Genomic DNA, 22,593 nt, shown 5'->3' with positions numbered 1-22,593 from the left:
CATATACAGTAGCATAAAGAGACCCCCGCGTCCGGAGGCCTTTGCGCAATGTCCCATAGGGCTTAGTTATTGCCCAATATATGGGACAAGATTATCTAAAAAAGTTCCCACCGCCCATAAAGCGGACAGACAAGAGTTTTAACTACATGAAAAAGCCTAAATACATCCTTCGACATATTATACTACATATTTACATATTTGCGTTAACATTTTGGTAATTAATTACTTCTTGGAATCTTGGGACATTTTATTACACCTTATACAAAAACCATGCCCTATAACTAACTCTGATTCTCACTACGGCACCTTTTCTTTACAAAAAATCCCCTCGCTAGGAGGGGTATAGAAATGAAAGGTGGAATAATCGGAAATTGCACTCTATATTTAACCGCTAAAATAGCGAGTAATTGTGGTTTGATCTTTACTATCGCTTCGTGACTTTCTTTGTTAATATATTATTGCTTTTGAATAATAAAAACAAATTCATTATAGTTAAGTTGAGTATGAATTATAGTCATAGTTAGTTTTTTAAGGGCTTTAGCTATGTCATCTCGCTTTGTCTTTATAAACATACCCTTTGTAGTTCTTCAAGCATTCCTAGGAATTTGCAATTTCTGCAGTCGAAACAGCAACGCTCTCAATTGACTGCGCCGTATTATCTACTGCAATTGTAATTTGTTTAATCTGCTCAACCTGTTCACTAAGTCCTTCATTCTGAACACGAATAACCTTAAGTTCTTCATATGTAGCTGAAATAATTTTAGTAAGTCCATGGGTCGTCCCCTTGAATGCTAACTCGAAGTTATCGATAAGCATGTTTATTTTTCGGGAGAGCTCCTGCACTTGTGTTGTTGCTCCTAATTCCGTGACGATGATTCGCTTACTCAAATCTCCAGCACTTACATCATCGGCATCGTTATGATCGCTGCTAATTCAAACTCACTTCTCCGTATGCATTCAAAGTCTTTATTTCCTTAGCCAAACATTTATTAACCCTTCTTTCCTTGATTAAACGTCAATTTGCGTTAAATATCAAAAAAATATTAATACAGGGCACACCCAATCATCTCATGAAATTCCTGCAAAATTAAGGGGAACCTCTTTAGACAATACAAAAAGCCCCCTCACTATGAGGGGGAGAAGTAGGAGGATAAGAAATGAGAAAAAGCTCTATATTAACCGCTTAAGTAGCGGGTAATCATCTGTTGCTCTTATCATAAAATAAATTTGTTACCATTTCGTGACCTTTGTATGAAGAATATATCAAGGCTTAAGATCGAATGACATGATTGCGACAATGAACACTCAGGGTCGAACATAGAACAGTCGTGACCTACTATGCGCTTTACACAGGGTATAACGAAGTCGAAATCGCAGACAAAATTTTGATCGATTTATGAAATGCGACCTACAAACCAATTTCACGAAGGGTTGCAGAGCCTCCGCAAGAAGCCATACTGTCTTTGGGTATCAGAACTTTTTTCAGTGCATCTTCTCTTGTCTCACAATAAAATCCTTCCATATACATATGTTATAATTAAGTTATGGAGAGAGTTCTATTTAGAAACTTTAATTGTTCGAGGCCCTAGACTAAAAAATCTTTAAAGAAATGCTTAATGGATACGGTGGAATTAAAATACAAAGGATCACATCGTATTAAAGGTGTGATCCTTTACATAAAATGTAAGTCAGTTGATTTACATTGAAATTTTTTAGTAAGTCCCCTAAGGATACTCTGTCATTTGATGGTCAATACATATTCCAATCAGATACTTTACACCTCAAAACGGAACCCGTTAGATAATTTGTATCTATAGTTAGTAGTGTGCTAAAAAAAGACACGCTTTAAATATGTATTAAGCGTGTCTTTTTAGTCCACAAATGTTTGAGAAATATAAAATCCAAAACCCATTACGCAGTATAAGAATAATTGAAAGTTAGGTGCTGTGGCTTATTAATAAACAAACGATTATTGTACAGTCTTTCACTCTCACATTTTAATCCTATCATGTCGCTGTCAATTTAGGATGCAATTTGCGCTTATTTTAAGTGTTATTTTGCGACTAGTAATTATTGCAAAACTGATTTCAGTAATACGGGTTATCCGTTATGAGGGGCAAAACGTGAAATCGCAAATCTATCTTAAAATCGCTTTAAAATTTGAAGCTAAATTATTTGATACATTTTGCTAAAAAATAAATAGAGCCTTACATATTGACTGAAAATTAACTACGAATATATAATATAGTTGTCAAGACAACTGGGATGGTGATATAGATGGAATTTAAGTTAGATCATTCATTGGGATTTATTCTAAATAAGACGAATACAAAACTTAAAAATAAATTATTTCAACGATTCAATGAATATAATATTACGCCAGAGCAATGGTCTGTACTTAACTGTTTATGGGCTCAAGAAGGTACTAGCCCTAAAGAGTTAGCAGATATCATCTTTAAAGATAAACCAAATACTAATCGCATTCTTGAAAAGTTACAAATGAAAGAATTGATTGTTCGAAAGCCTCATCCGGTAGATAAAAGAGCTTATCAAATTTTTTTGACTAATCGTGGCTGGGCATTAAGGGATGAATTAGTTCCGAAAGCTATGCAATTACTAGAGGAAGCAACAATAGGAATAGAAAAACATAAAGTCTTAGAAATGAAAAACCTGTTAAATCAAATGTATGATAATCTTAAGTAGCTATCTATTTTTTATTATTTTAGTTGTCATCGCAACTAATAATAAATGACATTGGTTATAGTCATAAAGGCGAAAGGGAGGTAAATAATATGTAAAACGTTTAATTCAAGGATTGAGTTTACATTATGAAACGGTAGCTGTTTTGCTTAGCAATGAAAAACCCGACTTATATGACATGCTAGATTAATAATTGGAAATAAGAATAAGGAGTGTTAATATGAAAAGCAAGATTGCCGATTCCATAAAACTTAAAACCCAACCCGTTGCTGTATTCCGTACAGATGTCAAACCTGAAGGGTCCCTACAGTTTAAGGAAGGAAAATGGGGCTGCGTAATTTCAATGTTAAATGCCGCATCCAAAGGCCGCGTCGCTGTTTTTGAAGAGAAAACGACCGCGTGTCAGGGTGGCAAAGTTGGACTTGGTTTTAACCGATTTCGATTGGGCTTTATTGAATATTTTTTGTCAACCGGCGGTGTAGGTGATAGAGAAGGAGAATTTTATAAGAAGAGTCCTGAACTAGCAGCAAAATTTGCTACTGGATTACCCGAAGTTGCCACAAAAACTTATATTGTTTTCAAACCGTTAGAAAAATTGGTTGAGGGCGAAACCCCAGATATTATTATATTCTTAGTTAATGCAGACCAACTTTCCGCTCTTGTACAGTTCGCAAATTATGATAAAACAACCCAGGACAATGTTAAAGTGGACTTTGGTGCTGGCTGTCATCAGTCGGTACTTTATGCTCTAGATCAAGTGGAGGCAGAGAGTCCAAAGTGCATGATAGGGCTTACCGATCCCTCGGCACGTAAATTCATCGACAAAGACATCCTTTCATTTAGTTTCCCATATAAACGATTTTTAGAACTAGAAGAGCAAGTGGATGAGAGTTTTTTGACTAAAGAGACATGGTTGCCAATTGCCGCGCGGATTGAATAGTATTTCTTAAAATCAGGCTTTCAAATAGATCGAATTTAGCTACTAGAATAAATTCAAATGCGGAGGAATGATTAAATGTCTTTTAACCAAAATCTAGATGAGATCATCAAAGCTCGTCGCTCGATCCGTATGTTTACTACAGATATGCCTGTTAAACAGGACATTGAAGCCATTGTACAAGCAGGAGCTTTTGCTCCTTTTGCAGGGTTAGCCAACACAGGTAGGGATGGACGAAGATTTTTCATTGTTTCAAGAAGCAGTCCACTTCTTAGTCAATTATCAAATGTTGTAAAAAACCGGGCGAGTATCCTAGCCGAACAATTTAAATCCCAAATGAATTCCAATCCATTACTACAAGCTCAAGGACAAGGATTCCTAAAGCGTTTAGAAATGACTGCTCAGAAAGGTCCTTTGGGTATTGGAAGCGCACCATACTATATTGTGGTTGCTGAAAAAAGAGGAATTCCAGATGTTCAACATCAATCCATTGCCTACTGTATGGAAAATATGTGGTTAAAGGCGACATCTCTAGGCCTTGGTTTTCATCTAGTATCAATAACTACCCAAATGGAACAAGATATTGAGTTTTGCAATCTGCTTAATATCCCTATTGGGGAATATAGATTAGATGGATGTGCTATTGGCTATCCTGCCCAAAATCCGCCACAGACGGACCGTGCCACTGGTGAGGAAGTATCCACTTGGTATATTTAAAGAATTACAGAAACCTCCTTGTTTTTAACGGATTAACAGATTTCTGATAAAATCTTGCTTATCAGGTTTAACGAAAATATAATGTCTCCTCGGAAAATTGACTTTTTTGAGTCAAGCGAAAGAATATTCTACGCATTCGTGGGATAATGCGTAGAAACTTAGATACTCTTTTCTTCGCAATAAAATCTTTCACCAGTTTTGCGATTGTAATAAATCCTTAATCTTCTTCCATCACTAGCCGCTCACAGTATCATCTTCATTCTTTCTTTTTGATACATACGAATGCGTCACATCATGGATAGCACCAAGCTTTCGCCTACGCTTTATAAGAATAATGCGCATTAACGTTGATGATTCCCTACACGCCATCTCTGCTTTCATCTTGGCAAAGTGTCGGGAATCAATTGTTTTATGCAGTGCGGCGCTATTGCTCAGAATACCGACTATTCACTTTATCTTTTCTTCTTATATTTTAAGAAGAAAAGTTTTAGCCACTGACTTCATGTTCATTCTGAATTCGCTCTGTCCATTATCTCCTGGATTATCGAGGTTTTGGCATCCGCGTAGTTCTGTACATGCCGCCAAACACGTTGAGCCAAACTGCGTTTGGTATGCGCGTATTTATCCCGGTCGGAATTGTTGGCACGTAGCCAGTCGCGAAAGCGTATCATACGCTCGACCTCTGATGTGCTCTCACTAAACACGTGCAGGTTAATGTCGATATCAGGTCCCTTGAACACACGGTGCTCGAACCATTCAGGCTCCCGTATGCGCAGTGTATAACCGGCTACCTCCAATGCCGGAACATAGGACAATTCGTTCGAAGAATCTGCCACTACAAGCAGTATATCAATGATTGGCTTAGCACACAGTCCGGGCACTGAGGTTGAGCCGATGTGCTCCACCAGCAATGCCTTGCCTCCAAGTGCGGAAATGATACGCTTAGCTTCCCGTTCGAATAGATGAGGCCAATGTGTGTCGTACTCGACGAGGTTGATCGCTGCATTGTGTGGTTTTAGCTTGCCCACCGTGACCTTCTGAAGATCATCATCGTTCATAGTTGAAGAGCAGTATTGGTCCTTCATTGATGGCATAAATCCACTTCCTATTAATAGGTATTCGTCTAAGCCCAATAAGTATAGGCTTCCCGAAAAAGGTTTGTCAATTTTTAAGAATTAGCGGAAGTAGGATGAAAGGGTGCGAATGTCTATCATCGTAAGTTTGAAACATTACTTACACTGGCTTATGCAAAGTTTACTTCATGACGAGGGCTCAATTCCCCCTATGTGTTGATATTTAACATTGGAATAAGTTGGAATGTATTCAATTACTGTATATTATTCGATTTTAGAGACTAATTATATTTACAACAAATGCCGTCCGACACTGAATAAGAAGTGGGACGGCATTTATACTGATGGGTATAAGAATAACTAGAAGTTAAAAGTTTCAAAGATACGTTCAAAATATGGGTCTTTAGCGAAGTTGTTCAAGCAGGAAGTTTCTTATTATAAATTCGATAGATTAATGCAGAAACTGAAAACCATATGCCAAATGATATGATTTGCGATATTACAGATTGAATAGTACCTTGACCAAATTTGAAATAACCCAGATTTTGCTGAATAAACCCTAACATCACTGCGAAACCAACAAATCCTGCAACGTAAGGTATTAGAAATTCGACTCTTACTGGCAAAAAGTATAAAAAAAGCATCCAAACAAATGTGAAGGCTATTGGTATAAACACTGGGATTCCAAATGCTTCAAGCGGGCCTGCAATATATGAAAATGCTCCTAACATATTTCCAATAATGACAATAGTCATAACATCCACTACTCCACCAAGAACAAATCCGAAAATCAGAAACTTCTTATATTGTTCTTTCGGGATAAATATAAAAGTTGGTATACCAAATACAATAGCTAAACCAGGCCAAAATATTAAATTTGAATCTATTGTCACAATATCACCCATTTCATTTTTCATTTAGTTTTTGCATTCTGCAAATATATTATTCTTTTTTAGAAATTCCCTTTTTCATTCGCTAAACTCCCATTTAGTGAACTTCCAATTATCCTACAAATGTGTTATTACAGGATTATACAATCGTTTTCATGAACTATGGGTATTCCTTTATTTCTCGTTATTCTCAAGTGTTTTTTGGATAGGAGTCACGAATCCCGGTTTAAAAATAGTTCGACCCTTATTATTCTTAATGCGGCCTTGTTCGTCAGATGACCAACCCTGATCTTTCATGAAGTCATTAGAAATGGCTTGTTGCAACGCCTCAACTTCTGAGGGTAAGAGATTATGCTTTCTTGGAGCTATCTCCACAGTGGGGCTTAAGTGGACCACAACCCTATATAGTGTGTTTGTCTTTCTTCGGTAAAAAATTTGTTTCCTAAAGGTTCAAATGGTAAAATATCACTATGATATTTCGCATTCGCAGGATACTTGCGAAGTAGGATGAGAGATAAAGAAAGAATCCTATAAATCATGGAGGTTCTAACGTTATGTGGAACAAGGATGCAAATGGTCAGATAAAAGTATTATTTTGGATAACCATAGTAAATTTTATTGCCCAAATACCTTATTTTTTTCAACTATATTATCATAAAACTTCTGATTTAAAGAAGTTGGTGAATTTACCTATGGGATTAGTTTTAGCTCTTTTTCTAATTGCGTATATACTGCTTATTAAGCATAAAAAGGGTGGCTATTGGCTAATGATTGCCTTTTTATTAATGGAGTTTTTATTTTATTTTTCGAATGTTATTTTTTCATATATGAATGGTTTGGGATTATTCTTTCAGTTATTTAATCCCAATTTGGTACTTAGGATTGTTTTTACTATTGGATACATTAACCTTTTTGCTTCAGGCTATTTCCTTTTCCTACTCTTTTATAAAAAGGGAAATGTTTTAAATACTTAGATAAAAAGTAACACCCGTACTCAAATATCCAAGTAACTTTTAAATTAATATGATTGTAGTGGAGGTTACCAGAATGTCTTTTACGATTAAAACGACCAATGATGTGTTCAAATTTGCCCTTCCTCTTTATGACTATCTGAGCCAGCATGGGCATTCCAAAGAGGCTGAAGCACTAGTCAGTTTGGTGGACTCTTGTTACCCGCAAGATGCTCAGGCTCTTGATGCACATCGCAAGACCTTTAAACAAATCCGGGAATTGGTTAAGGACTTGCCACCACAATATCTCCTTGCTCTAGATGATGCTTTGAAAGTTCTGTCAGAATAATTGGTCGCTTAATCAAAGGAATCCCAGGAGTTTTCCCAGTACGGCAAGTAACCCGTACTAAAACCAAAGCTTTTAGTATTTTTCTATTTTTTTAAAATCTGAATACTAAATTAGCAAACAACGCATCTTGGTTATATGCCCGAGGCATACCTGATCAGTACGACGCTCAAAGTCTTGGACATGACATAACAATTTTAAAATCAATTTATCAGCACCTTGGCTTACATAAATGATAGAAATAGACTAGCATAAGAAATATGTATGGTGATAAAATGGCAAAAAAAAGAGACCCGCCGAGGGTTTCTTTTTTTTCTAATACTTATCCGCCTTTTTCAGCATCACTTCTTGGTACTTATCTAAAATAGCATCCAACTCTTGACTTGCTGCTAGGACTTCTGGATCCGTATAAGATTTACCTTCTTTAATCCTAATCATGTTTAAGCGTAATTCTTCGATTTGCTTGATTAATTCTTCGGACACGCATATCCCTCCCTGTTAGTCGGGGATTAGTAGCCCGCATACAGTTGCATTTTTTGCATTCGTGATCTTAGTTTTTCGTTCATAGGTTGTGAGTTTCACTAGAAAACCTCGTTTCAATACCTAAATTGCGCACTCGGATATTCTCTTACTACATAACTGTATTAACTTTATAAAAGGTAATGTTTTGCCGGAATATGAAAAAGGGCCCCCACCGTTTCCGATGAGGCCAGTTGTGAGGGTACATTGAGGAGGGATGCCATAGCAGATATTCTATGCAATATTCATGCCTATTATCAGACTACTTCGATACTTCATCCATAGCTCTATTTCTATTCGGAATTAGAAGTCATTTTCATACGGTTAGGTCTTCGTTATTTACACTTTTTCATCAATCCTAGTTTAATTTAATTTCAGTTAAATTATTTTTTGGTTTGGTTTGATACACTTTGCCCGGAGCAATATTCTATTTCGAGACACTAAAGGAAATCAACCCCCGTATCGGACTTGCATCGACTAGTAAGCGCCTATGTTGGGCACACAACAAAAAAGGAGAGCGACTAAGCTCTCCTTTCTACATCCTCCACAAAAAACACTTAAACCACCCTTACAAATTACCCATCATTAAACCAACTTGTCAGGAGTTATGTTTCTGTCATTTAGTTACATTCTACCCAATTTATGCATATTATGTACTATCTCTTAACAAAGGAGGAAATGCAAATGGCATTCGGCGGTGTTGATGTAGATGATAGTTGCAGACCAAGACACCATTTTGGAGAAGGAATCGCAATTGTAGTCGTGATTATTCTTCTGCTTATTGCAATGGGAATCGTATTCTAAATTGAAAGGAGGAACTTTTTATGTATGGAATGGGTAGAGCGTGTTGTCCTCCCCCGGTATGTTGTCCTCCCCCTGTTGTCGGCACAGGAGCAGGCGTAGCAATTATCGCAGTTGCAATCCTGATCCTTATCGCTTTAGGCGTGATCTTCTAATAATAGATAAGGGGGGAGCTTTAAAAGCTCCCCCTTTATGGTAAATAGAATTTGCGGAGCTTACCCATGTACGATGATGGAATATTTTATGTAGAAGGAGTTAATCTTATATTTGGACTTATTCCCTTTCTTGCCGCTCGATAAGATAAGATAATTTTATCGGGATTGAATAATTTTCTGACTAAACTCCCACTCGTTTACAAGTATTTTGCAGTAATTGACTCGTTGCAGTTTCTCAAGTTACCAGGTATTCCTTCAAAAAGAACCTGTCCGCCTCTGCTGCCGCCCTCAACACCTACGTCAATAATCCAGTCGGCATTACGAATTACATCGAGGTTGTGTTCTATGACGATAACTGTGTTGCCCTTGTCAACAAGACGGTCAACAATGGTCAAAATGCCGGTAATATCGGACATATGCAAACCAGTTGTAGGCTCGTCCATGATATAGATGTTGCCCTTTTTGCTTAATTCCTTGGCAAGCTTTAAGCGTTGACACTCTCCGCCGGAAAGGGTGTCTAACGGCTGTCCCAGCGTCATGTAATGAAGGCCGACATCAACTATATACTTTAGCTTGTTTTTAATTTCTTTTTGTATAAAAAAGTCAACGGCTTCTGCAATTGTCATTTCAAGCACTTCAGCAATCGACCTGCCATTATACTTATACTCCAAAACCTCATACTTAAACCGTTTGCCGCCGCATTCCTCACAGAGGGTTTCAACCGAATCCATAAAGGAAAGATCTGTTTCTATATAACCCCGCCCTTTACATGCCTCACATGCGCCCTCTGAATTATAACTGAACAATCCGGCGCTTACCTTATTTTCATCAGCAAATAATTTACGTATATGATCCATTATTCCAGTAAAGGTCGCCGGATTTGACCGCAAATTTGCGCTGACTGCGGACTGGTCGATAATGATGGCATCTTTATATTCCTTCGCAAAGACACCATTAACAAGCGTAGACTTGCCCGAACCGGCAACTCCTGTAACAACAGTGAATAGACCTTTCGGGATTCTTAAACTGACATTTTTCAAATTGTGTAAACTACTCTTTTTCGTTTCAAAGAAATCATTACTTGTCCTGGGCTTACTCTTAATCGGCAGGCTCCTTCCAATATATTCGCCTGTAAGTGTTTCGGCTTTCAGAAGGTCGCTATAGCCGCCCTCAAACATGATCCTACCGCCGTTTGTACCAGCTTTAGGCCCAATATCAACAATATAATCGGCAATCTTTATCACATCAGGATCATGCTCAACCACAATCACCGTATTGCCTTTATCCCGTAATTTTACCAGCAGTTCGTTAAGCCTGTGCACATCTCTGGGGTGTAATCCGATGCTTGGCTCATCAAAAATATACATTACATCCGTCAAGCTGCTTGTAAGGTGCTTGACCATTTTAACACGTTGTGATTCGCCGCCGGATAATGTGGAAGTTTCCCTATCCAAGCTTACATAAGCAAGCCCTATTTGAATTAAATCGTTCAATCGCTCAGTCAGATTTTTAATAATCGGTTTTACGTTAGTATCATTAACTTTTTGTATTAATTCCATGAGCTTATCCACCTGCAGAGCCGTAAAATCCGTAATTGAATATCCCATGATTTTCGACGATAAAATACTTTCGTTATATCGTTTGCCCCCGCAATCATGGCACTGCTTTTCAGTTATAAACGGAGCAATTTTCTTCTTTGATGCCTCTGATTTTTCAAACTCGGTTTTGATGTTCTGACTTATGAATTTCTCAACAAGCCCTGCATAGGTGGAGTTCATTCCTTCAACGATCGCCGATTTGATTTTTTCCGGTTTACAATATACAAGCTTGTCGTATTCCTCTTGCGAATAATCCTTAATTTTTTTATCACAATCAAAAAAGCCGGTTGCGGCATACATTTTCCACTGCCATGTGCCAGGTGTAAAGCCCGGCAACAAAATCGCTCCCTCGTTTAACGACTTTTCTTTATCCAACGCTTTGTCAAGATCAAGCGTAACAATCCTGCCGATACCCTCACATGTCTTGCACATTCCATTTGGGTCATTAAATGAAAAATAATAGGAAGGGCCTATATGCGGCTGCCCGATTCGTGAAAACAGCAGCCTGAGTAATGGATTGATATCCGTTATTGTGCCGAGAGTTGAACGTGAGTTACCGCCTATTCTTTTTTGATCAACAATAATCGCTAATGATAGGTTTTCAATTGCATCAACATCCGGATGACCATACTTAGGTAAAAAACCTTGAATAAATTTGCTAAAGGTTTCATTCAATTGCCGGCCAGCTTCCTGGGCAATCGTTTCAAATACAATCGATGACTTGCCCGACCCTGACACTCCAGTAAAAATCGTTATCTTCTTCTTCGGAATTTTCAAACTGATATTCTTTAAATTATTCTCTCGTGCACCTACTATTTCGATATACTCGTGTTCCATTTTGGTCTCCTTTATATAGAATATTTTCAAGCCTTAACAGCCATTAGAAATGCGGAGGACTCCCTAAAGACAAGGGGGTCGTGGAATTTCGTAAGTTTGTACTTTTGCGAAATCTATGTGTAAGCGCACTTAGATCCCACTCTTCAATATCCTGAATTACATTATGAAGTTCTTCACCAAAAATTATACTTATAATCCCTCCCGGCCTTAAAAATTTAATAATCTTTCCGCTTTACTGGCTCTAGGGGGACGAGTTGTCTTCCCATGTATTCTTCTAGTTTCTGTGATATCTTTCATAAACAAAGAGATCCTTTTTAATATTTCGGACGACTTAGAATGATCTCTTTATTAAGTAGATACTATCAAAAACAGAGCACGAATTCCTGCATTATTTTCAATATCTTCATCGATAACACACCCTCAAAATAAAGCACAGGGCGATTCTCCCCTGTGCTTTATCTGATGAGTTTGGGTAATTATCTATATTTCTATTCTATTTCTTGCTCTTCAAGTCTAATTTGCTCGAATAGTTTCTCAATGTCTAAAACGTTAATTCTCTTTTTACACTTCTGAGATTCGATAATGCCTTTATCCTTAAGATCATTAAATATATGGTTTATGTTACACGATGTATTCCAAGTAGATCTCCTAACTCTTTCTGCGAAACCTCTAAAACACTATTAGTTGAGTTTAAAAAATATAGTATTTTACAAACGCACATTAGGGCTATTTAGACATATGTCATTAATTTGAGCTGAAAGATTCCGCATCTGTTTTGTGCTCCACGTTAGGACATCCAGGTCGGTTACTACACCGATAATATCGTAATATTTAGGGTTACCCTGGAAAATCCAACCGATGTTCTCGTATACTATTCGACTTGTTGCCAGTCTGCTCATAGTAATACTGTATATTTTCCTGCGTTGGGCGTAACGCATTCGTCAGAGCGTTCTTGCCGTAGTCAAGACCAATATGCTCAATGAAATAATGAGTGATTTCAGTGTTGGCACGGCGAGTATATTTTCTGCCCTCAATCATGCTCTGGAAAAGCGTAATCGTCATCTAATAAGGGGCCTCGCTGAAGATGCCGAACTCTTTAAGCAACTTCGAAACCGCATCATTCATCTTGATTTTGTTTTCATGGACGTCCCGCATAGACGCACGGTTTATAAACATATTCGAACGCTTCTTCCTTGGACCGCTCTTCCGCGTTCAGCTCATATTGTGCCCCCAAAAATAATTACTATTTTTGTTCAATTTCAGTAACACATTCGCTTTTAATCTTTTCAACCAGGAATTGCAGGGCATCAACAACATGTGGTCTAATGTCGCCGCCTATCAGCACAAACATTATGTCGTCGCCAAGTTCAAGCTGGCCTTCATTAAGCCAAACCCTGACATGGAAAATACCGTCCATCTTATAGGTTTCAATAATCGCCGCATCAACCTTTGCCGCATCATAAGCAAATTCCATTCCCTTCACCATCGAACCGTCATCAATTCCTTGGCGTACCTTGGCTTTGGGCGTTTGGCGCACAACGCCATTATGAACTAAGAACATCCCTTCCTGTAAAGCCGCTGGATCAGTTTTTGCTTCTTTGAGCCATACATCGATTGATGGCAATAGTTTTTTCATTTTTCCATTAATCATAAACTAATACACTCCTCATTTGCCATTCACAGTCCTATTGTTATTTGCTTTTCCGATAGGGAGGCATTTTAGACACTAATCTTTATTTTCCGAGTTATCCTTTAATATTTCCGCGTGATTTGTTTATTCCCTTCCAGGATATTAGAAAATAGCAAAAAAAGTCGAAGACCTAGTAAAGAAGGAATTACAAAGCAAAAAGTAGAAAGTTATAGATAAAAATAGGAAATAGGAACATGAGGGTGATTGCGAATGAACGAAGCACTTTTTGACCACGTAGCTACACATTATGATTCCTGGTATGATACTGAGCTTGGATCAGTATCTGATCAAGTTGAACGTCACCTGGCCCAGTCCATGTTTAAAGCACCAGGGCCAAAGGTTCTTGAGATCGGATGTGGTACTGGACAATATACCAGCTTGCTTGTGCAAGAGGGATATGAGGTCACTGCTATGGATATTTCCAGTGAAATGATGGCTCTGGCCAAAAAGAAAATAGCGACCATTGAGGAAAACAACTCAAAAGCTAAGCCTGTTCACTGGTGGAATGCGGATATTACAGAAATTCTAGATCAACTTGAAACCTATGATGGGATTTTTTCCATGACCGCTTTTGAATTCGTACCTAAACCGGAAAACGTCTTGCAAAAACTTTTTAATCGTTTAAAGTCTAGGGGCTGTATGATGATCGGCCTCATCGCCGGCATGAGTGCCTGGAGTGAATACTATGCGGAGGCAGTTCGTAACAACCCCACTTCTGTCTTCGCCCGTGCTACCCTTTATACCAAAGAGGAAATATGTTCCTGGCAAATCGGCGGAGCTGTCGAAATTGGAGAATGTCTTTTCTTCCCACCAAATGTTCAAACAACAGCTGAGGCCCTAGCTATCGAGGATAAAAGAGAAGGAAATCCTGGATTTGTGGTGGCAAAGTGGGTAAAGGGCAATACTATTTAGATTAACTTAAAAGATATATTAATGTTAATAATACTAAGCAATCATAAAAACAATAACAGAAGGAAAGTAACATTATGGAAAAGGAAAAGCTAATTACAATGATAAAGAATAATCCCAATGCTATAGCCTATATAAATAATCCTACAGATGAGATAAAGTTATTGGCAGTTAAACAAAATGGACTCACCTTAAAATATATAGAAAATCCAACTGAGGAGATGCAGAAATTAGCTTTAGACAATAATGGTCGAGCGATTCAATTTATAAATAACCCTACAGAAGATATGATGATCAAAGCGATCAATGATGGCTGGGTTAACTTAGAGTACATTAAAAATCCAAGCGATGAGTTAATCAAGTTAGCGATCAATCAAGCTGGCTGGGCTATTAAATATGTTAAGAATCCAAGTGAGGAATTGCAATTATTAGCTATACGGAAAAATTACGATTCCATAAAGTTTTTTAAAGAACCTTGCGAATGTGTCCAAGAAGAGGCTGTAAAAATCAGTTATGACGCCTTAAGATATATCAATTCTCCTAGCCATCATGCCGAGCTTCTGGCGATTAAGAATAATGAGAGGGCTATTACCTTTATCAAGGATTTAGATCGACCTAAAATCTTAGAGTTTTTGAAAGTCAATAGTTTAGTGATTAACTATGTCATGAACGAAGTCTCTACCGATGAATTAGAACAAGTGTTAAAGGAATCCTTAGCTAATGAAGATGTTGAAGAAAAATATGTTAGGGACTTTTTAAATTGCCGTTATATTAATAAAGAAAGCGACCTGATGCCCATGGACAAGCTCATGTTTATTTATAAATATGGCAGTAAAAAGGCAAAAAAAATAGCGGTCGATGAGAAGCTGAAGATGCTATAGGAGTGAGACATCATGAATTTTGCAGACACCTTAAAAAGTGTTGACTTAGTACTATCGACTGGAGAAGTCCCCTTAATCGTCGGGGAAAGCGGAATCGGAAAAACAGCGTTAGCCAAGGAAATTGCTCAACAAAACCATTGGAGTTTAATTGTCATCAATGGGAATCTCCTTAAGGAAGGTGAAATAGGGGGTCTGCCAACGATAGAATCTTATGTAGGCGTCAATGATAAAGAAGCTCAGGTTGAAAAGAAAGCGACAGTCTATGCTGTTCATCATAAGCTCAGGGAAATTGATGAAGAAACATCTCAAGGAAAAATCGTTCTGTTATTTATCGACGAGATCAATCGCTGTGAACATACCGTCCAGCAGGAACTTATGAATTTAGTCCTTAATCGAGAAATTAATGGCTATAAGTTACCTGAAGGTGTAAAGATATTAGCCGCTATGAATCCTTCCAGCAAATATGGTTCGGATTTTGATTATCAAGTCGTCGATATGGACGCCGCCCAAGAAAATCGATTTGTCTGGTTATCTATGGAGCCAGATTATCATCAGTGGCTGGATTGGGCTATCGATGCCGGAATTGAGCAAAAGGTTATCGAGTTTATCTCCACTTTCCCCGATTATTTGCATAAGATCAACGAGGATGATCTAAGAGCAACCCCCAGAAGTTACGAGCGAATTTCCAGCAGTTATAAAATGTATCAGGAGAAAAAATCTTCGATACCTCGCTCCGTGTTTTTAAATGTTGTCAAAGGAAATGTCGGGCGATTAATAGCCGAAGAGCTCGTGAGCTTTGTGGAAGCCGATCATCGTTCACTCATAGCCTATCAAGATGTTTTTTCAGAAAATTCTCTTCCTGAATCGATCAGAGACAAAGTAAAAAACGAAAGCCATACCAGGCTTTATCTATCCGCCAAGAATATTCTCAAAGACTTAGAAGCAACTATCTTATATGATCGAGAGGATTCTAAGTTTTATATAGAGACGCTGATTGAGTTTTTGAACCTATATCCTGTCGATTTAAAGATAGGCCTCATGAAGGATATTAAAAACAGTTATCCTGAAGTATACAAACACGCCCTAGAAAATGAAGCGTTCATCGCATCCTATTTTGAAGCTTATCGTTTAATCAGGTCCTAATCTATGGAAACTTTTTTTGATAACCAAGTTCAAGAGCTAATCGAAAAAACAGATATTATTTTCAAGACTTATTTAAAAGCAAAACGCAACGATGCACAGGCCAAGGTAACTATACCCAAATCGTTTACAAAAGAGTTTTTCAGCCTTGTCGATCAAGTAAGCTTAAGTCTTATGGAAGACAAAGATAATTTCTATGGCTATTTTTTGATGCAAATGTCCAGAGAAATCCGCTTTGATATCAGCAGCCCTACTGCTGTGAATTTTAAAGGGGCTAAGTATGTTCTACATTTTAACCCCATCATTTTTTTAAATCTAAATCTCAAACAAATGGAAAGTACGATTAAACACGAAATACTCCATATAGTATCCCTACATTTAATAAGAGCCAAAGAATTCCAGGCTGACTACAGCACCTTAGCCATCAATATGGCCATGAATGTCGTCGTCAATACTTATTTAGATCATCTCCCCCCCTACGCTGTGACCTTAGAATGGGTCAATCTAAAGTATTCTTTAAAACTCTTGCCCTTTAAACCTTTCGAGTATTATCTAGAAGGGATTCAAACTGCCCTGGACCTGCTGGAAGCAGATGAGGATGCTGCCGATGAACGTGATACTGATGATAGTGATGACACTGATGATAGCAAAGATAAAACCGGGACTGCTAACGGCGGTACCCCTGATCGTGATCAGGACGAAACCATAGAAACAGAGTATCATCCTGAAAAAGCCCATGACCTTTGGGAAGATTCCAGTGATATCGATGAAAAAACTCTTCAAAAATTTACGGAGAAGTTTATTAGTCATGCTCAAAAAGGCAGCATTCCAAACTATTTAGAAAGCATGATTTCCTCCCTTAAAAACAGCAGAGGTGAATTGCCTTGGAATTTATATCTTAAGAAATTGATGGGAACGGTTGAAAGCCATAAAAAGAAGACGATCACCAGAAGAAATAGAAGACAGCCCGATCGATTAGATTTACGAGGTCAACTCAGGAGTCATAAAGCAAACATTGTTGTTGCCCTTGACATCAGCGGCAGCATTAGTGATCAAGAATTTCATCAAGCCATTAAAGAAGTCCTGGATATCGTTAAAAACTATAATCATGAACTTACGATTGTAGAATGTGACAGTGAAATCAGACGTGTGTATAACGTCAAATCGGCAAAGGACATAAACGATCGAATTAACATCAGAGGAGGCACCCGGTTTACCCCGGTTTTTGAATATGCCAATCATCACAAGGTTAATTTGTTAGTCTATTTTACGGATGGCAAAGGTGAAGATAAGCTTCTAACAATACCTAAGGGGTATAAAACGTTATGGGTTATTTCCGGGAGAGGTGATAAGCTTTCATTAAAAGAAGCTTATGGGGCCGTTAAAAAACTTAAGAATATTGTAGCAAACGATGATTCATTAAATATCAATGATGTTAAAAGAGATGGATTTTCAATGAATGACCAGGAAGGAATGCATGTTTAAGGCAACCTACCCCATTCGCCTTTTTAAACCAATTGAAAAGGCCATTGCATTCGTTGCAATGGCCTTTTGATTTAAGCATGATTCAAGTCAGGTTCCAGTTTGACCCTTGTTTTTGAATTTCCTTCGACCTCAATTCTTGCATCTCCCATAAACAAACTAACGCAGGTCCCAATAAATACAATACCCATTGCTACTAGAAACACATAATGCAGAGAGTTTGCTAAGGCTAATTTCAACGGAGGCATCATGATTTGTTGTAACGGTTGAGGAATGCTTTTTAGAGCATCAGGACTAAGCAGCATATTAAATAACCCTTGTGGATCAGTTTCAGCCTTTGCAAGCATACCCGCAAAAGGGCTTGCTTGGATACCAGGAATCGCTTGAACCGTTGGTAAAAAGTTTCCTCTTAAAGAACTTGCCGAGTATTGATTCATAACCACTCCGAGAATCGTCATCCCAAGGGTGCTTCCAATACTACGAAAGAATTGAGTTGCAGCGGTAACAACCCCTCTTTCAGAGGGAGGAAAGACACTCTGGACTGCAATTGTCAGCGTTGGCATCACTAAGCCCATTCCTAATCCTAAGACAATAATGTTAACGATCGCCGTTAATTGACTCGTGCTAACATTCATGGTACTCATCAAGTAGAACCCAATGGCCATAATGGCCATTCCCAGGGCGAGCTGTACGCGGAACTGAATTCTAGTGACGAGTTTGCCCCCCAAAATACTTGTTATCATCATGGCCGCCATCATCGGAATCATGGTATTGCCTGAGGATGTTGCGCTTACGCCCAGTACACCTTGGAGATACAAGGGTAAGAACATAATCGCTCCAAACATACCAAAGCCCATGAGAAAACCAACAATATTAACCGTAGTAAATACTTTGTTCTCAAATAAATGCAGACTTAAGATCGGGTCGGCGGCTTTTTTCTCAACCATCACAAAGGCACTTAAGAAGATGATTGCCGTTGCAAAGAGGGTCAGGATTTGCCAAGAGCCCCAGGGATAGTCTCTCCCGCCCAGACTTAAACCCAGTAATAGGGGCACGACTCCAAAAATGAGCGACACAACTCCCGCATAATCAATGGTGATGGCTTTCTCTTTTGCGCGTTGTTCACCGGAGAGACCCACAAAGATCGTGGCCGCAGCTAGTATCCCAACGGGAATGTTAATATAAAATACCCAACGCCAAGAAGAATGGTCGACAATCCAACCTCCGATGGTTGGACCAACTATAGAAGAAAGGCCAAATAGAGCGCCCATGATTCCTTGCCATTTACCCCTTTGAGCTGGCGGAAATATATCTCCAACAATGGTCATGGCCATTGGCATCATGATTCCACCGCCCACACCTTGAAGAGCACGGGATAAGATTAACGACGTCATAGAATGTGCTTGTCCAGATAACGCCGACCCCACCATAAAGATCACAATACCCGAGACGTACATGATACGGCGACCAAAAATATCCGCTAATTTACCTGCAATTGGTACAACGGTCGTCGAGCTTAACATATAGGCCGTTGTTACCCACACAAAGATATTTAACCCTTGCAAATCTGAAACGACTCGGGGCATGGCGGTCCCCACGATTGTCTGATCCAAACTTGCAAAGAACATCCCTAAGAGTAATCCAAGAATTAAAATACTGCGTTTCCGATTCGTTTCCATTACTTCTTCCTGCTTTCTTTAAAATAATCGAGGGCTTTTGAAAATAGTCGAATGAATTCTTTGCTATCACTCTCTCCTAAAAAAGTCACTAAACCTTCAATAAATTGGACTCGCTCAGCATAGAGCTGTTTGATGATTTTCTTACTTTTCTCCGTAGCCCTGACCAATACGATCCGTCGATCCTTTGGGTCGGCTAATCGTTCAATAAACCCATTCTTTTCTAGTGAATTAATGCTGTGGGTAACGCCACTAGGTGTAATCCCAAGCTTTTCACTAATCTCGGTAACCCTCATGCCTAAGGATGGATCGTCACCATGCTCTATAAGCAAGTGAAGCAAATAAAATTCACTGGGTTTGATCCCAAGCTTAGAAAAAGGTTGTTGCCCACTTGACCGTTTAAATTGCGAGAAAATCTTCAGTAACTCTTGGGCTTGTTCTTGAAATAAATGATCCATTTGTTTTACCACCTCAATACTTTACTTGCTCAAGTATATGGCATTTTGATGATAATTTCATTAGTAAACTTCTGGAAACTAAAATGCTTCTAAAAAATAGGAACGAAAACCAACAAAAGGCTGGTAGCAATCATTTGCACCAGCCTTTTCGAACTATTCATCTCCTGCCCACATAGCTCCTCTTTCTTAGTTCCACGCTAAATAGTTCCTAGCTCTATCCATAGAAAGATTGAACGACTGCCAAGGTTTCGCGTTTTCCAGAGCTTGCTTTTTATGTTTAAGCTCGTTCTTCAGTTGGTTGGCCAACACCTGATCGGAGGTATTGTTCGCAAAGTCTACGAGCCTTGGCACAACATCATACGAAAGATTTGTTAAATACGAAGTACCTCTAACAAAAATCGGGATTCAAACCACTTGTAGCGGTGGTTAGACGTCAGAAGCAAGGTATGGGCAACTAAGAGACTAGGAATCATCAAGAAATTCAAAACCGCAAAAATCGGATTGGAGTATATAAAATAAGTAAATGAAAGGGCAATAATCGGTATACCCAAAAGCAACTTCGCATCAATTTTCAACGGTTGAGTATGCCGCATATTCCAGAATAACAGGGCGTAGAGTGTGATCATGTAAAGCGGATAGGACAAGCCAAGCGGTTTCCCGTAAAACAAATAATCAAACAGTAAGCCTAGGATCAGCGCAGAGATTAAGAGATACCCGTTACCCTTCTTGGCAAGCGACACCGGTCACAGCACTGGGGCAATCAATTCCGATTATGCTTGCAAATTCGCAGGTTTCGGTACCGGTTGGTTCTAAAAAGAAGAAAGCTCTCGAAACAGGACGTGTTAATATTGCCCGAACAATGACCCGATCAATGAGCTGAACCGCCCCATTAACGATGGGAAGGGGTTGCCCTGTTTCTGTAAGGAATAGAATGGAAAGGACTCTTAATCCCCCATCGGGCACACATAATGCACCAATGTATTTTATGATTTTTCATTAGGCGATAAATACCTCTTTGTTTGAGGGCAATAAAAAAGACGCTAATTAAAGCGTCAAAATCTACCAACTCAGATTTATACTCAATTCCTATTCTAGACTCTCATTCCACCCAGAACATCCCTCAAGTCCCACAGTTCCTCTTTACCAAGCTAGTTTCGCCCTTCTCGTATCTGGGAATGATCGGGAGAAACTCTTTTTGCTTATCTAGAATAAGGTGCAAAATTAATCAGCGGCTATTGGGAATTATCCAAGTTTGTTGTTAGGTAGTAGATGACTAAAATTTTCAGCAAACTGCATTACAACCGTTTGTACTTCTTCCAACTTTTCCGGCTTCAGCAAAGCAATCATTTTAGGAATAAACTGCACAATATCACCCTGTGTAAAATTGCCTTCTGTCAGCTTCTTAAAGTTTTCAACAAGTAATACTTTTGCTTCCTCTACCTTGTCATCTTTTACTCTTTCTAAAATATAACTTAAAAATTGTTCCTGTCCGTGATCCATATATTAACCTCCATTAAGCTTTATAACATCCCATAGTATATCACAAATTATCAGTATATTCACAGCTTGTCATTCCTGATGTTACGGTAAGTGTTAGCAGCTATCCCCTGATTCTTTTAGCTAATCCTTTTAAGAAATTTCTAGCGAATTGATCACCACACTCTTTATACTGCCTATGACCTTCAATGGTCGACGATCTAAATCGCCAAGAAACTCTCCGCAAGCAATTCACCGCAGACATCGTCCATGAACTGCGTACTCCATTAACCTCGATCAAAAGCTATATCGAAGCCTTCCAAGACAACGTCCTACCTGCCGATGAGGAAAATCTCGCTTCCATTCTAGAGGAAATAGACCGCTTGGTTGACCTATCCACTGACCTCAAAGACTTAAATGTTGCAGAAATAGGTGCTTTAACGTTAATCCACGAACCCGTCGATTTGAAGCATCTTCTTGGAAAAGTGATCCACAGTCTCCAGCCGCTTATTCAAAAAAAGAATTAACCTTGAACTGGAACGTTCCCTCAGAACTTGTAACTACGACGGGGGACGGGCGCCTTCTGACAAGGCTCTTTTATAATCTCGTTCACAATGCCTATCGGTACTCAAATGTCGGCGGACAAATCACCGTCACGCTTATACAAATACCTAATTTTGCCGAGATTAGGATAAAGAACACAGGCAGAGGCATCCTTAAAGAAGACCTTCCTTTAATTTTCGAACGTTTTCACCGTGCCGACAAATCACGAACCCGCGAAACTGGAGGAACGGGCATTGGTCTGGCACTGGTCCACCAGATCACGCTCCTCCATCAAGGCACGATCACTGTACAGAGTAACGTTGGTCAAGAAACCGAGTTTATCGTCAAACTTCCTAAAGACAAAGAAGTTCCAATCGTCACATGAAATGATAATAGGGGCATTTATCTGCTCGACATTCATGAGGGTGTCGTGCGCTATAGGTACAAACGATCTGATCGGTCACAACCAAGGAGACATTAAAGAGCGTTTGAGCTGATGCTACGGCCTCAGTGAGGGCAGCCCTGACAAAAGCCTTACAGCAACACGGGGGCCAGTGAGACTGGCAATGGCATGAACGATGTTGCCAACAACAGTCATGGTTTTCGCTGTTTCCTGATCCTTGGGACACGCTGCTCCTAGCATTGGTGACAGGTCATTTCTTTACCCACACTTAAATAGTCCAGCGGTTGGCCGCAGATATGACAATTTTCCGTGTTGATCTCCGGTTGATGCTGACCAGCATCAATTTTCGGCGCTCAGCAACTTGCTGACGGTTGAGTCGGGTTTAACGTTTCAATCATAGCAACACCCCTAA

The 22,593-nt window shown here is 39.0% G+C and carries 25 protein-coding genes and 1 pseudogene; 11 read left to right on the top strand and 15 right to left on the bottom strand.

What is annotated here, in order from left to right:
• Window positions 1–597: 597 nt before the first annotated feature.
• Complete coding sequence (locus E4K68_RS01545; protein WP_135376976.1) at window positions 598–888, bottom strand: hypothetical protein; 291 nt, start codon at window positions 886–888, stop codon at window positions 598–600.
• A gap of 1,389 nt (window positions 889–2,277) precedes the next feature.
• On the opposite strand from E4K68_RS01545, the gene E4K68_RS01535 reads away from it, so the two are divergent.
• The 3 genes from E4K68_RS01535 to E4K68_RS01525 all read left to right on the top strand — a co-directional run bounded on the left by E4K68_RS01535 (window position 2,278) and on the right by E4K68_RS01525 (window position 4,354).
• Window positions 2,278–2,703, top strand: coding sequence for a MarR family transcriptional regulator (locus E4K68_RS01535; RefSeq protein ID WP_135376975.1), 426 nt, complete (start codon window positions 2,278–2,280; stop codon window positions 2,701–2,703).
• A gap of 217 nt (window positions 2,704–2,920) precedes the next feature.
• The gene (locus tag E4K68_RS01530) at window positions 2,921–3,640 is read left to right on the top strand and encodes a DUF169 domain-containing protein (protein WP_135376974.1); all 720 of its coding nucleotides are present in this window, start codon (window positions 2,921–2,923) and stop codon (window positions 3,638–3,640) included.
• 75 nt (window positions 3,641–3,715) lie between these two features.
• The gene (locus E4K68_RS01525) at window positions 3,716–4,354 is read left to right on the top strand and encodes a nitroreductase family protein (RefSeq protein ID WP_135376973.1); all 639 of its coding nucleotides are present in this window, start codon (window positions 3,716–3,718) and stop codon (window positions 4,352–4,354) included.
• Between the two features lie 506 nt (window positions 4,355–4,860).
• Here the strand turns inward: E4K68_RS01525 and E4K68_RS01520 are convergent.
• From E4K68_RS01520 to gmtX, 3 genes are all read right to left on the bottom strand, one after another.
• Window positions 4,861–5,448, bottom strand: coding sequence for a GrpB family protein (locus E4K68_RS01520; RefSeq protein WP_135376972.1), 588 nt, complete (start codon window positions 5,446–5,448; stop codon window positions 4,861–4,863).
• 395 nt (window positions 5,449–5,843) lie between these two features.
• Entirely contained in the window at window positions 5,844–6,344 is a 501-nt protein-coding gene (locus E4K68_RS01515) for a hypothetical protein (protein WP_135376971.1), read from the bottom strand.
• A gap of 147 nt (window positions 6,345–6,491) precedes the next feature.
• On the bottom strand, window positions 6,492–6,713 hold the full coding sequence (gmtX, locus tag E4K68_RS20915) for a gamma-mobile-trio protein GmtX (RefSeq protein WP_282432950.1): 222 nt from the start codon (window positions 6,711–6,713) through the stop codon (window positions 6,492–6,494).
• A gap of 158 nt (window positions 6,714–6,871) precedes the next feature.
• On the opposite strand from gmtX, the gene E4K68_RS01510 reads away from it, so the two are divergent.
• Complete coding sequence (locus E4K68_RS01510) at window positions 6,872–7,291, top strand: hypothetical protein (RefSeq protein WP_135376970.1); 420 nt, start codon at window positions 6,872–6,874, stop codon at window positions 7,289–7,291.
• 73 nt (window positions 7,292–7,364) lie between these two features.
• The gene (locus E4K68_RS01505) at window positions 7,365–7,616 is read left to right on the top strand and encodes an adenylate cyclase (RefSeq protein ID WP_135376969.1); all 252 of its coding nucleotides are present in this window, start codon (window positions 7,365–7,367) and stop codon (window positions 7,614–7,616) included.
• A gap of 312 nt (window positions 7,617–7,928) precedes the next feature.
• On the opposite strand, the gene E4K68_RS01500 is transcribed toward E4K68_RS01505, so the two are convergent.
• Window positions 7,929–8,096: an aspartyl-phosphate phosphatase Spo0E family protein gene (locus E4K68_RS01500; RefSeq protein ID WP_135376968.1), complete on the bottom strand. Its 168-nt coding sequence runs from the start codon at window positions 8,094–8,096 to the stop codon at window positions 7,929–7,931.
• Window positions 8,097–8,956: 860 nt separating this feature from the next.
• Between E4K68_RS01500 and E4K68_RS21325 the strand changes: the two genes are divergently transcribed.
• The gene (locus E4K68_RS21325) at window positions 8,957–9,088 is read left to right on the top strand and encodes a hypothetical protein (RefSeq protein WP_282432949.1); all 132 of its coding nucleotides are present in this window, start codon (window positions 8,957–8,959) and stop codon (window positions 9,086–9,088) included.
• A 197-nt stretch (window positions 9,089–9,285) separates the two neighbouring features.
• On the opposite strand, the gene E4K68_RS01495 is transcribed toward E4K68_RS21325, so the two are convergent.
• The 3 genes from E4K68_RS01495 to E4K68_RS01485 all read right to left on the bottom strand — a co-directional run bounded on the left by E4K68_RS01495 (window position 9,286) and on the right by E4K68_RS01485 (window position 13,174).
• Window positions 9,286–11,523: an excinuclease ABC subunit UvrA gene (locus E4K68_RS01495; protein WP_135376967.1), complete on the bottom strand. Its 2,238-nt coding sequence runs from the start codon at window positions 11,521–11,523 to the stop codon at window positions 9,286–9,288.
• Between the two features lie 837 nt (window positions 11,524–12,360).
• Window positions 12,361–12,585: a hypothetical protein gene (locus E4K68_RS01490; RefSeq protein WP_135376966.1), complete on the bottom strand. Its 225-nt coding sequence runs from the start codon at window positions 12,583–12,585 to the stop codon at window positions 12,361–12,363.
• A 181-nt stretch (window positions 12,586–12,766) separates the two neighbouring features.
• Window positions 12,767–13,174 carry a molybdenum cofactor biosynthesis protein MoaE gene (locus tag E4K68_RS01485; protein WP_135376965.1) on the bottom strand — a complete coding sequence of 136 codons (408 nt, stop codon included), beginning with the start codon at window positions 13,172–13,174 and terminating at the stop codon, window positions 12,767–12,769.
• A gap of 249 nt (window positions 13,175–13,423) precedes the next feature.
• Between E4K68_RS01485 and E4K68_RS01480 the strand changes: the two genes are divergently transcribed.
• From E4K68_RS01480 to E4K68_RS01465, 4 genes are all read left to right on the top strand, one after another.
• On the top strand, window positions 13,424–14,125 hold the full coding sequence (locus E4K68_RS01480) for a class I SAM-dependent methyltransferase (protein ID WP_135376964.1): 702 nt from the start codon (window positions 13,424–13,426) through the stop codon (window positions 14,123–14,125).
• 74 nt (window positions 14,126–14,199) lie between these two features.
• Window positions 14,200–15,003, top strand: coding sequence for a hypothetical protein (locus tag E4K68_RS01475; protein ID WP_135376963.1), 804 nt, complete (start codon window positions 14,200–14,202; stop codon window positions 15,001–15,003).
• Window positions 15,004–15,015: 12 nt separating this feature from the next.
• Window positions 15,016–16,146, top strand: coding sequence for an ATP-binding protein (locus E4K68_RS01470; protein ID WP_135376962.1), 1,131 nt, complete (start codon window positions 15,016–15,018; stop codon window positions 16,144–16,146).
• 3 nt (window positions 16,147–16,149) lie between these two features.
• Complete coding sequence (locus E4K68_RS01465) at window positions 16,150–17,628, top strand: VWA-like domain-containing protein (protein WP_135376961.1); 1,479 nt, start codon at window positions 16,150–16,152, stop codon at window positions 17,626–17,628.
• Between the two features lie 71 nt (window positions 17,629–17,699).
• On the opposite strand, the gene E4K68_RS01460 is transcribed toward E4K68_RS01465, so the two are convergent.
• From E4K68_RS01460 to E4K68_RS01435, 6 genes are all read right to left on the bottom strand, one after another.
• Window positions 17,700–19,304 (bottom strand): MDR family MFS transporter, encoded by a 1,605-nt coding sequence (locus E4K68_RS01460; protein WP_135376960.1) that lies wholly within the window; start codon window positions 19,302–19,304, stop codon window positions 17,700–17,702.
• Complete coding sequence (locus E4K68_RS01455; RefSeq protein WP_135376959.1) at window positions 19,304–19,759, bottom strand: MarR family transcriptional regulator; 456 nt, start codon at window positions 19,757–19,759, stop codon at window positions 19,304–19,306. Before E4K68_RS01455 ends, E4K68_RS01460 begins: the two co-directional genes overlap by 1 nt.
• Before the next feature lie 371 nt (window positions 19,760–20,130).
• Window positions 20,131–20,499, bottom strand: a complete 369-nt coding sequence (locus E4K68_RS01450; protein ID WP_135376958.1) for a hypothetical protein — start codon at window positions 20,497–20,499, stop codon at window positions 20,131–20,133.
• Window positions 20,477–20,722: a hypothetical protein gene (locus E4K68_RS01445; protein ID WP_243450209.1), complete on the bottom strand. Its 246-nt coding sequence runs from the start codon at window positions 20,720–20,722 to the stop codon at window positions 20,477–20,479. Before E4K68_RS01445 ends, E4K68_RS01450 begins: the two co-directional genes overlap by 23 nt.
• 279 nt (window positions 20,723–21,001) lie before the next feature.
• Entirely contained in the window at window positions 21,002–21,259 is a 258-nt protein-coding gene (locus tag E4K68_RS01440) for a hypothetical protein (protein WP_135376957.1), read from the bottom strand.
• A 100-nt stretch (window positions 21,260–21,359) separates the two neighbouring features.
• Window positions 21,360–21,500, bottom strand: a complete 141-nt coding sequence (locus E4K68_RS01435) for a DUF1456 family protein (RefSeq protein WP_135377230.1) — start codon at window positions 21,498–21,500, stop codon at window positions 21,360–21,362.
• Between E4K68_RS01435 and E4K68_RS01430 the strand changes: the two are divergent.
• A pseudogene (locus E4K68_RS01430) lies at window positions 21,442–22,163 on the top strand (HAMP domain-containing sensor histidine kinase); the annotation flags it as partial. The gene E4K68_RS01435 and the pseudogene E4K68_RS01430 sit on opposite strands and share 59 nt — an antisense overlap.
• 114 nt (window positions 22,164–22,277) lie before the next feature.
• Here the strand turns inward: E4K68_RS01430 and E4K68_RS20210 are convergent.
• Entirely contained in the window at window positions 22,278–22,421 is a 144-nt protein-coding gene (locus tag E4K68_RS20210) for a hypothetical protein (protein ID WP_158291347.1), read from the bottom strand.
• Between the last annotated feature and the right edge of the window lie 172 nt (window positions 22,422–22,593).

This window comes from Desulfosporosinus sp. Sb-LF (assembly GCF_004766055.1).
Lineage (GTDB): Bacteria > Bacillota > Desulfitobacteriia > Desulfitobacteriales > Desulfitobacteriaceae > Desulfosporosinus.
This window is presented reverse-complemented; position numbering and strand designations above follow the sequence as displayed.

Coding starts and splice junctions, on each gene's coding strand:
- E4K68_RS01485 (WP_135376965.1), bottom strand. CDS start 13,174: ATGATTAATGGAAAAATGAAAAAACTATTGCCATCAATCGATGTATGG.
- E4K68_RS01515 (WP_135376971.1), bottom strand. CDS start 6,344: ATGAAAAATGAAATGGGTGATATTGTGACAATAGATTCAAATTTAATA.
- E4K68_RS01460 (WP_135376960.1), bottom strand. CDS start 19,304: ATGGAAACGAATCGGAAACGCAGTATTTTAATTCTTGGATTACTCTTA.
- E4K68_RS01475 (WP_135376963.1), top strand. CDS start 14,200: ATGGAAAAGGAAAAGCTAATTACAATGATAAAGAATAATCCCAATGCT.
- E4K68_RS01495 (WP_135376967.1), bottom strand. CDS start 11,523: ATGGAACACGAGTATATCGAAATAGTAGGTGCACGAGAGAATAATTTA.
- E4K68_RS01510 (WP_135376970.1), top strand. CDS start 6,872: ATGTGGAACAAGGATGCAAATGGTCAGATAAAAGTATTATTTTGGATA.
- E4K68_RS01470 (WP_135376962.1), top strand. CDS start 15,016: ATGAATTTTGCAGACACCTTAAAAAGTGTTGACTTAGTACTATCGACT.
- E4K68_RS20210 (WP_158291347.1), bottom strand. CDS start 22,421: ATGCTAGGAGCAGCGTGTCCCAAGGATCAGGAAACAGCGAAAACCATG.
- E4K68_RS01465 (WP_135376961.1), top strand. CDS start 16,150: ATGGAAACTTTTTTTGATAACCAAGTTCAAGAGCTAATCGAAAAAACA.
- E4K68_RS01520 (WP_135376972.1), bottom strand. CDS start 5,448: ATGCCATCAATGAAGGACCAATACTGCTCTTCAACTATGAACGATGAT.
- E4K68_RS01490 (WP_135376966.1), bottom strand. CDS start 12,585: ATGACGATTACGCTTTTCCAGAGCATGATTGAGGGCAGAAAATATACT.
- E4K68_RS01530 (WP_135376974.1), top strand. CDS start 2,921: ATGAAAAGCAAGATTGCCGATTCCATAAAACTTAAAACCCAACCCGTT.
- E4K68_RS01505 (WP_135376969.1), top strand. CDS start 7,365: ATGTCTTTTACGATTAAAACGACCAATGATGTGTTCAAATTTGCCCTT.
- E4K68_RS21325 (WP_282432949.1), top strand. CDS start 8,957: ATGTATGGAATGGGTAGAGCGTGTTGTCCTCCCCCGGTATGTTGTCCT.
- E4K68_RS01480 (WP_135376964.1), top strand. CDS start 13,424: ATGAACGAAGCACTTTTTGACCACGTAGCTACACATTATGATTCCTGG.
- E4K68_RS01525 (WP_135376973.1), top strand. CDS start 3,716: ATGTCTTTTAACCAAAATCTAGATGAGATCATCAAAGCTCGTCGCTCG.
- E4K68_RS01440 (WP_135376957.1), bottom strand. CDS start 21,259: ATGGATCACGGACAGGAACAATTTTTAAGTTATATTTTAGAAAGAGTA.
- E4K68_RS01535 (WP_135376975.1), top strand. CDS start 2,278: ATGGAATTTAAGTTAGATCATTCATTGGGATTTATTCTAAATAAGACG.
- E4K68_RS01455 (WP_135376959.1), bottom strand. CDS start 19,759: ATGGATCATTTATTTCAAGAACAAGCCCAAGAGTTACTGAAGATTTTC.
- E4K68_RS01435 (WP_135377230.1), bottom strand. CDS start 21,500: ATGTCTGCGGTGAATTGCTTGCGGAGAGTTTCTTGGCGATTTAGATCG.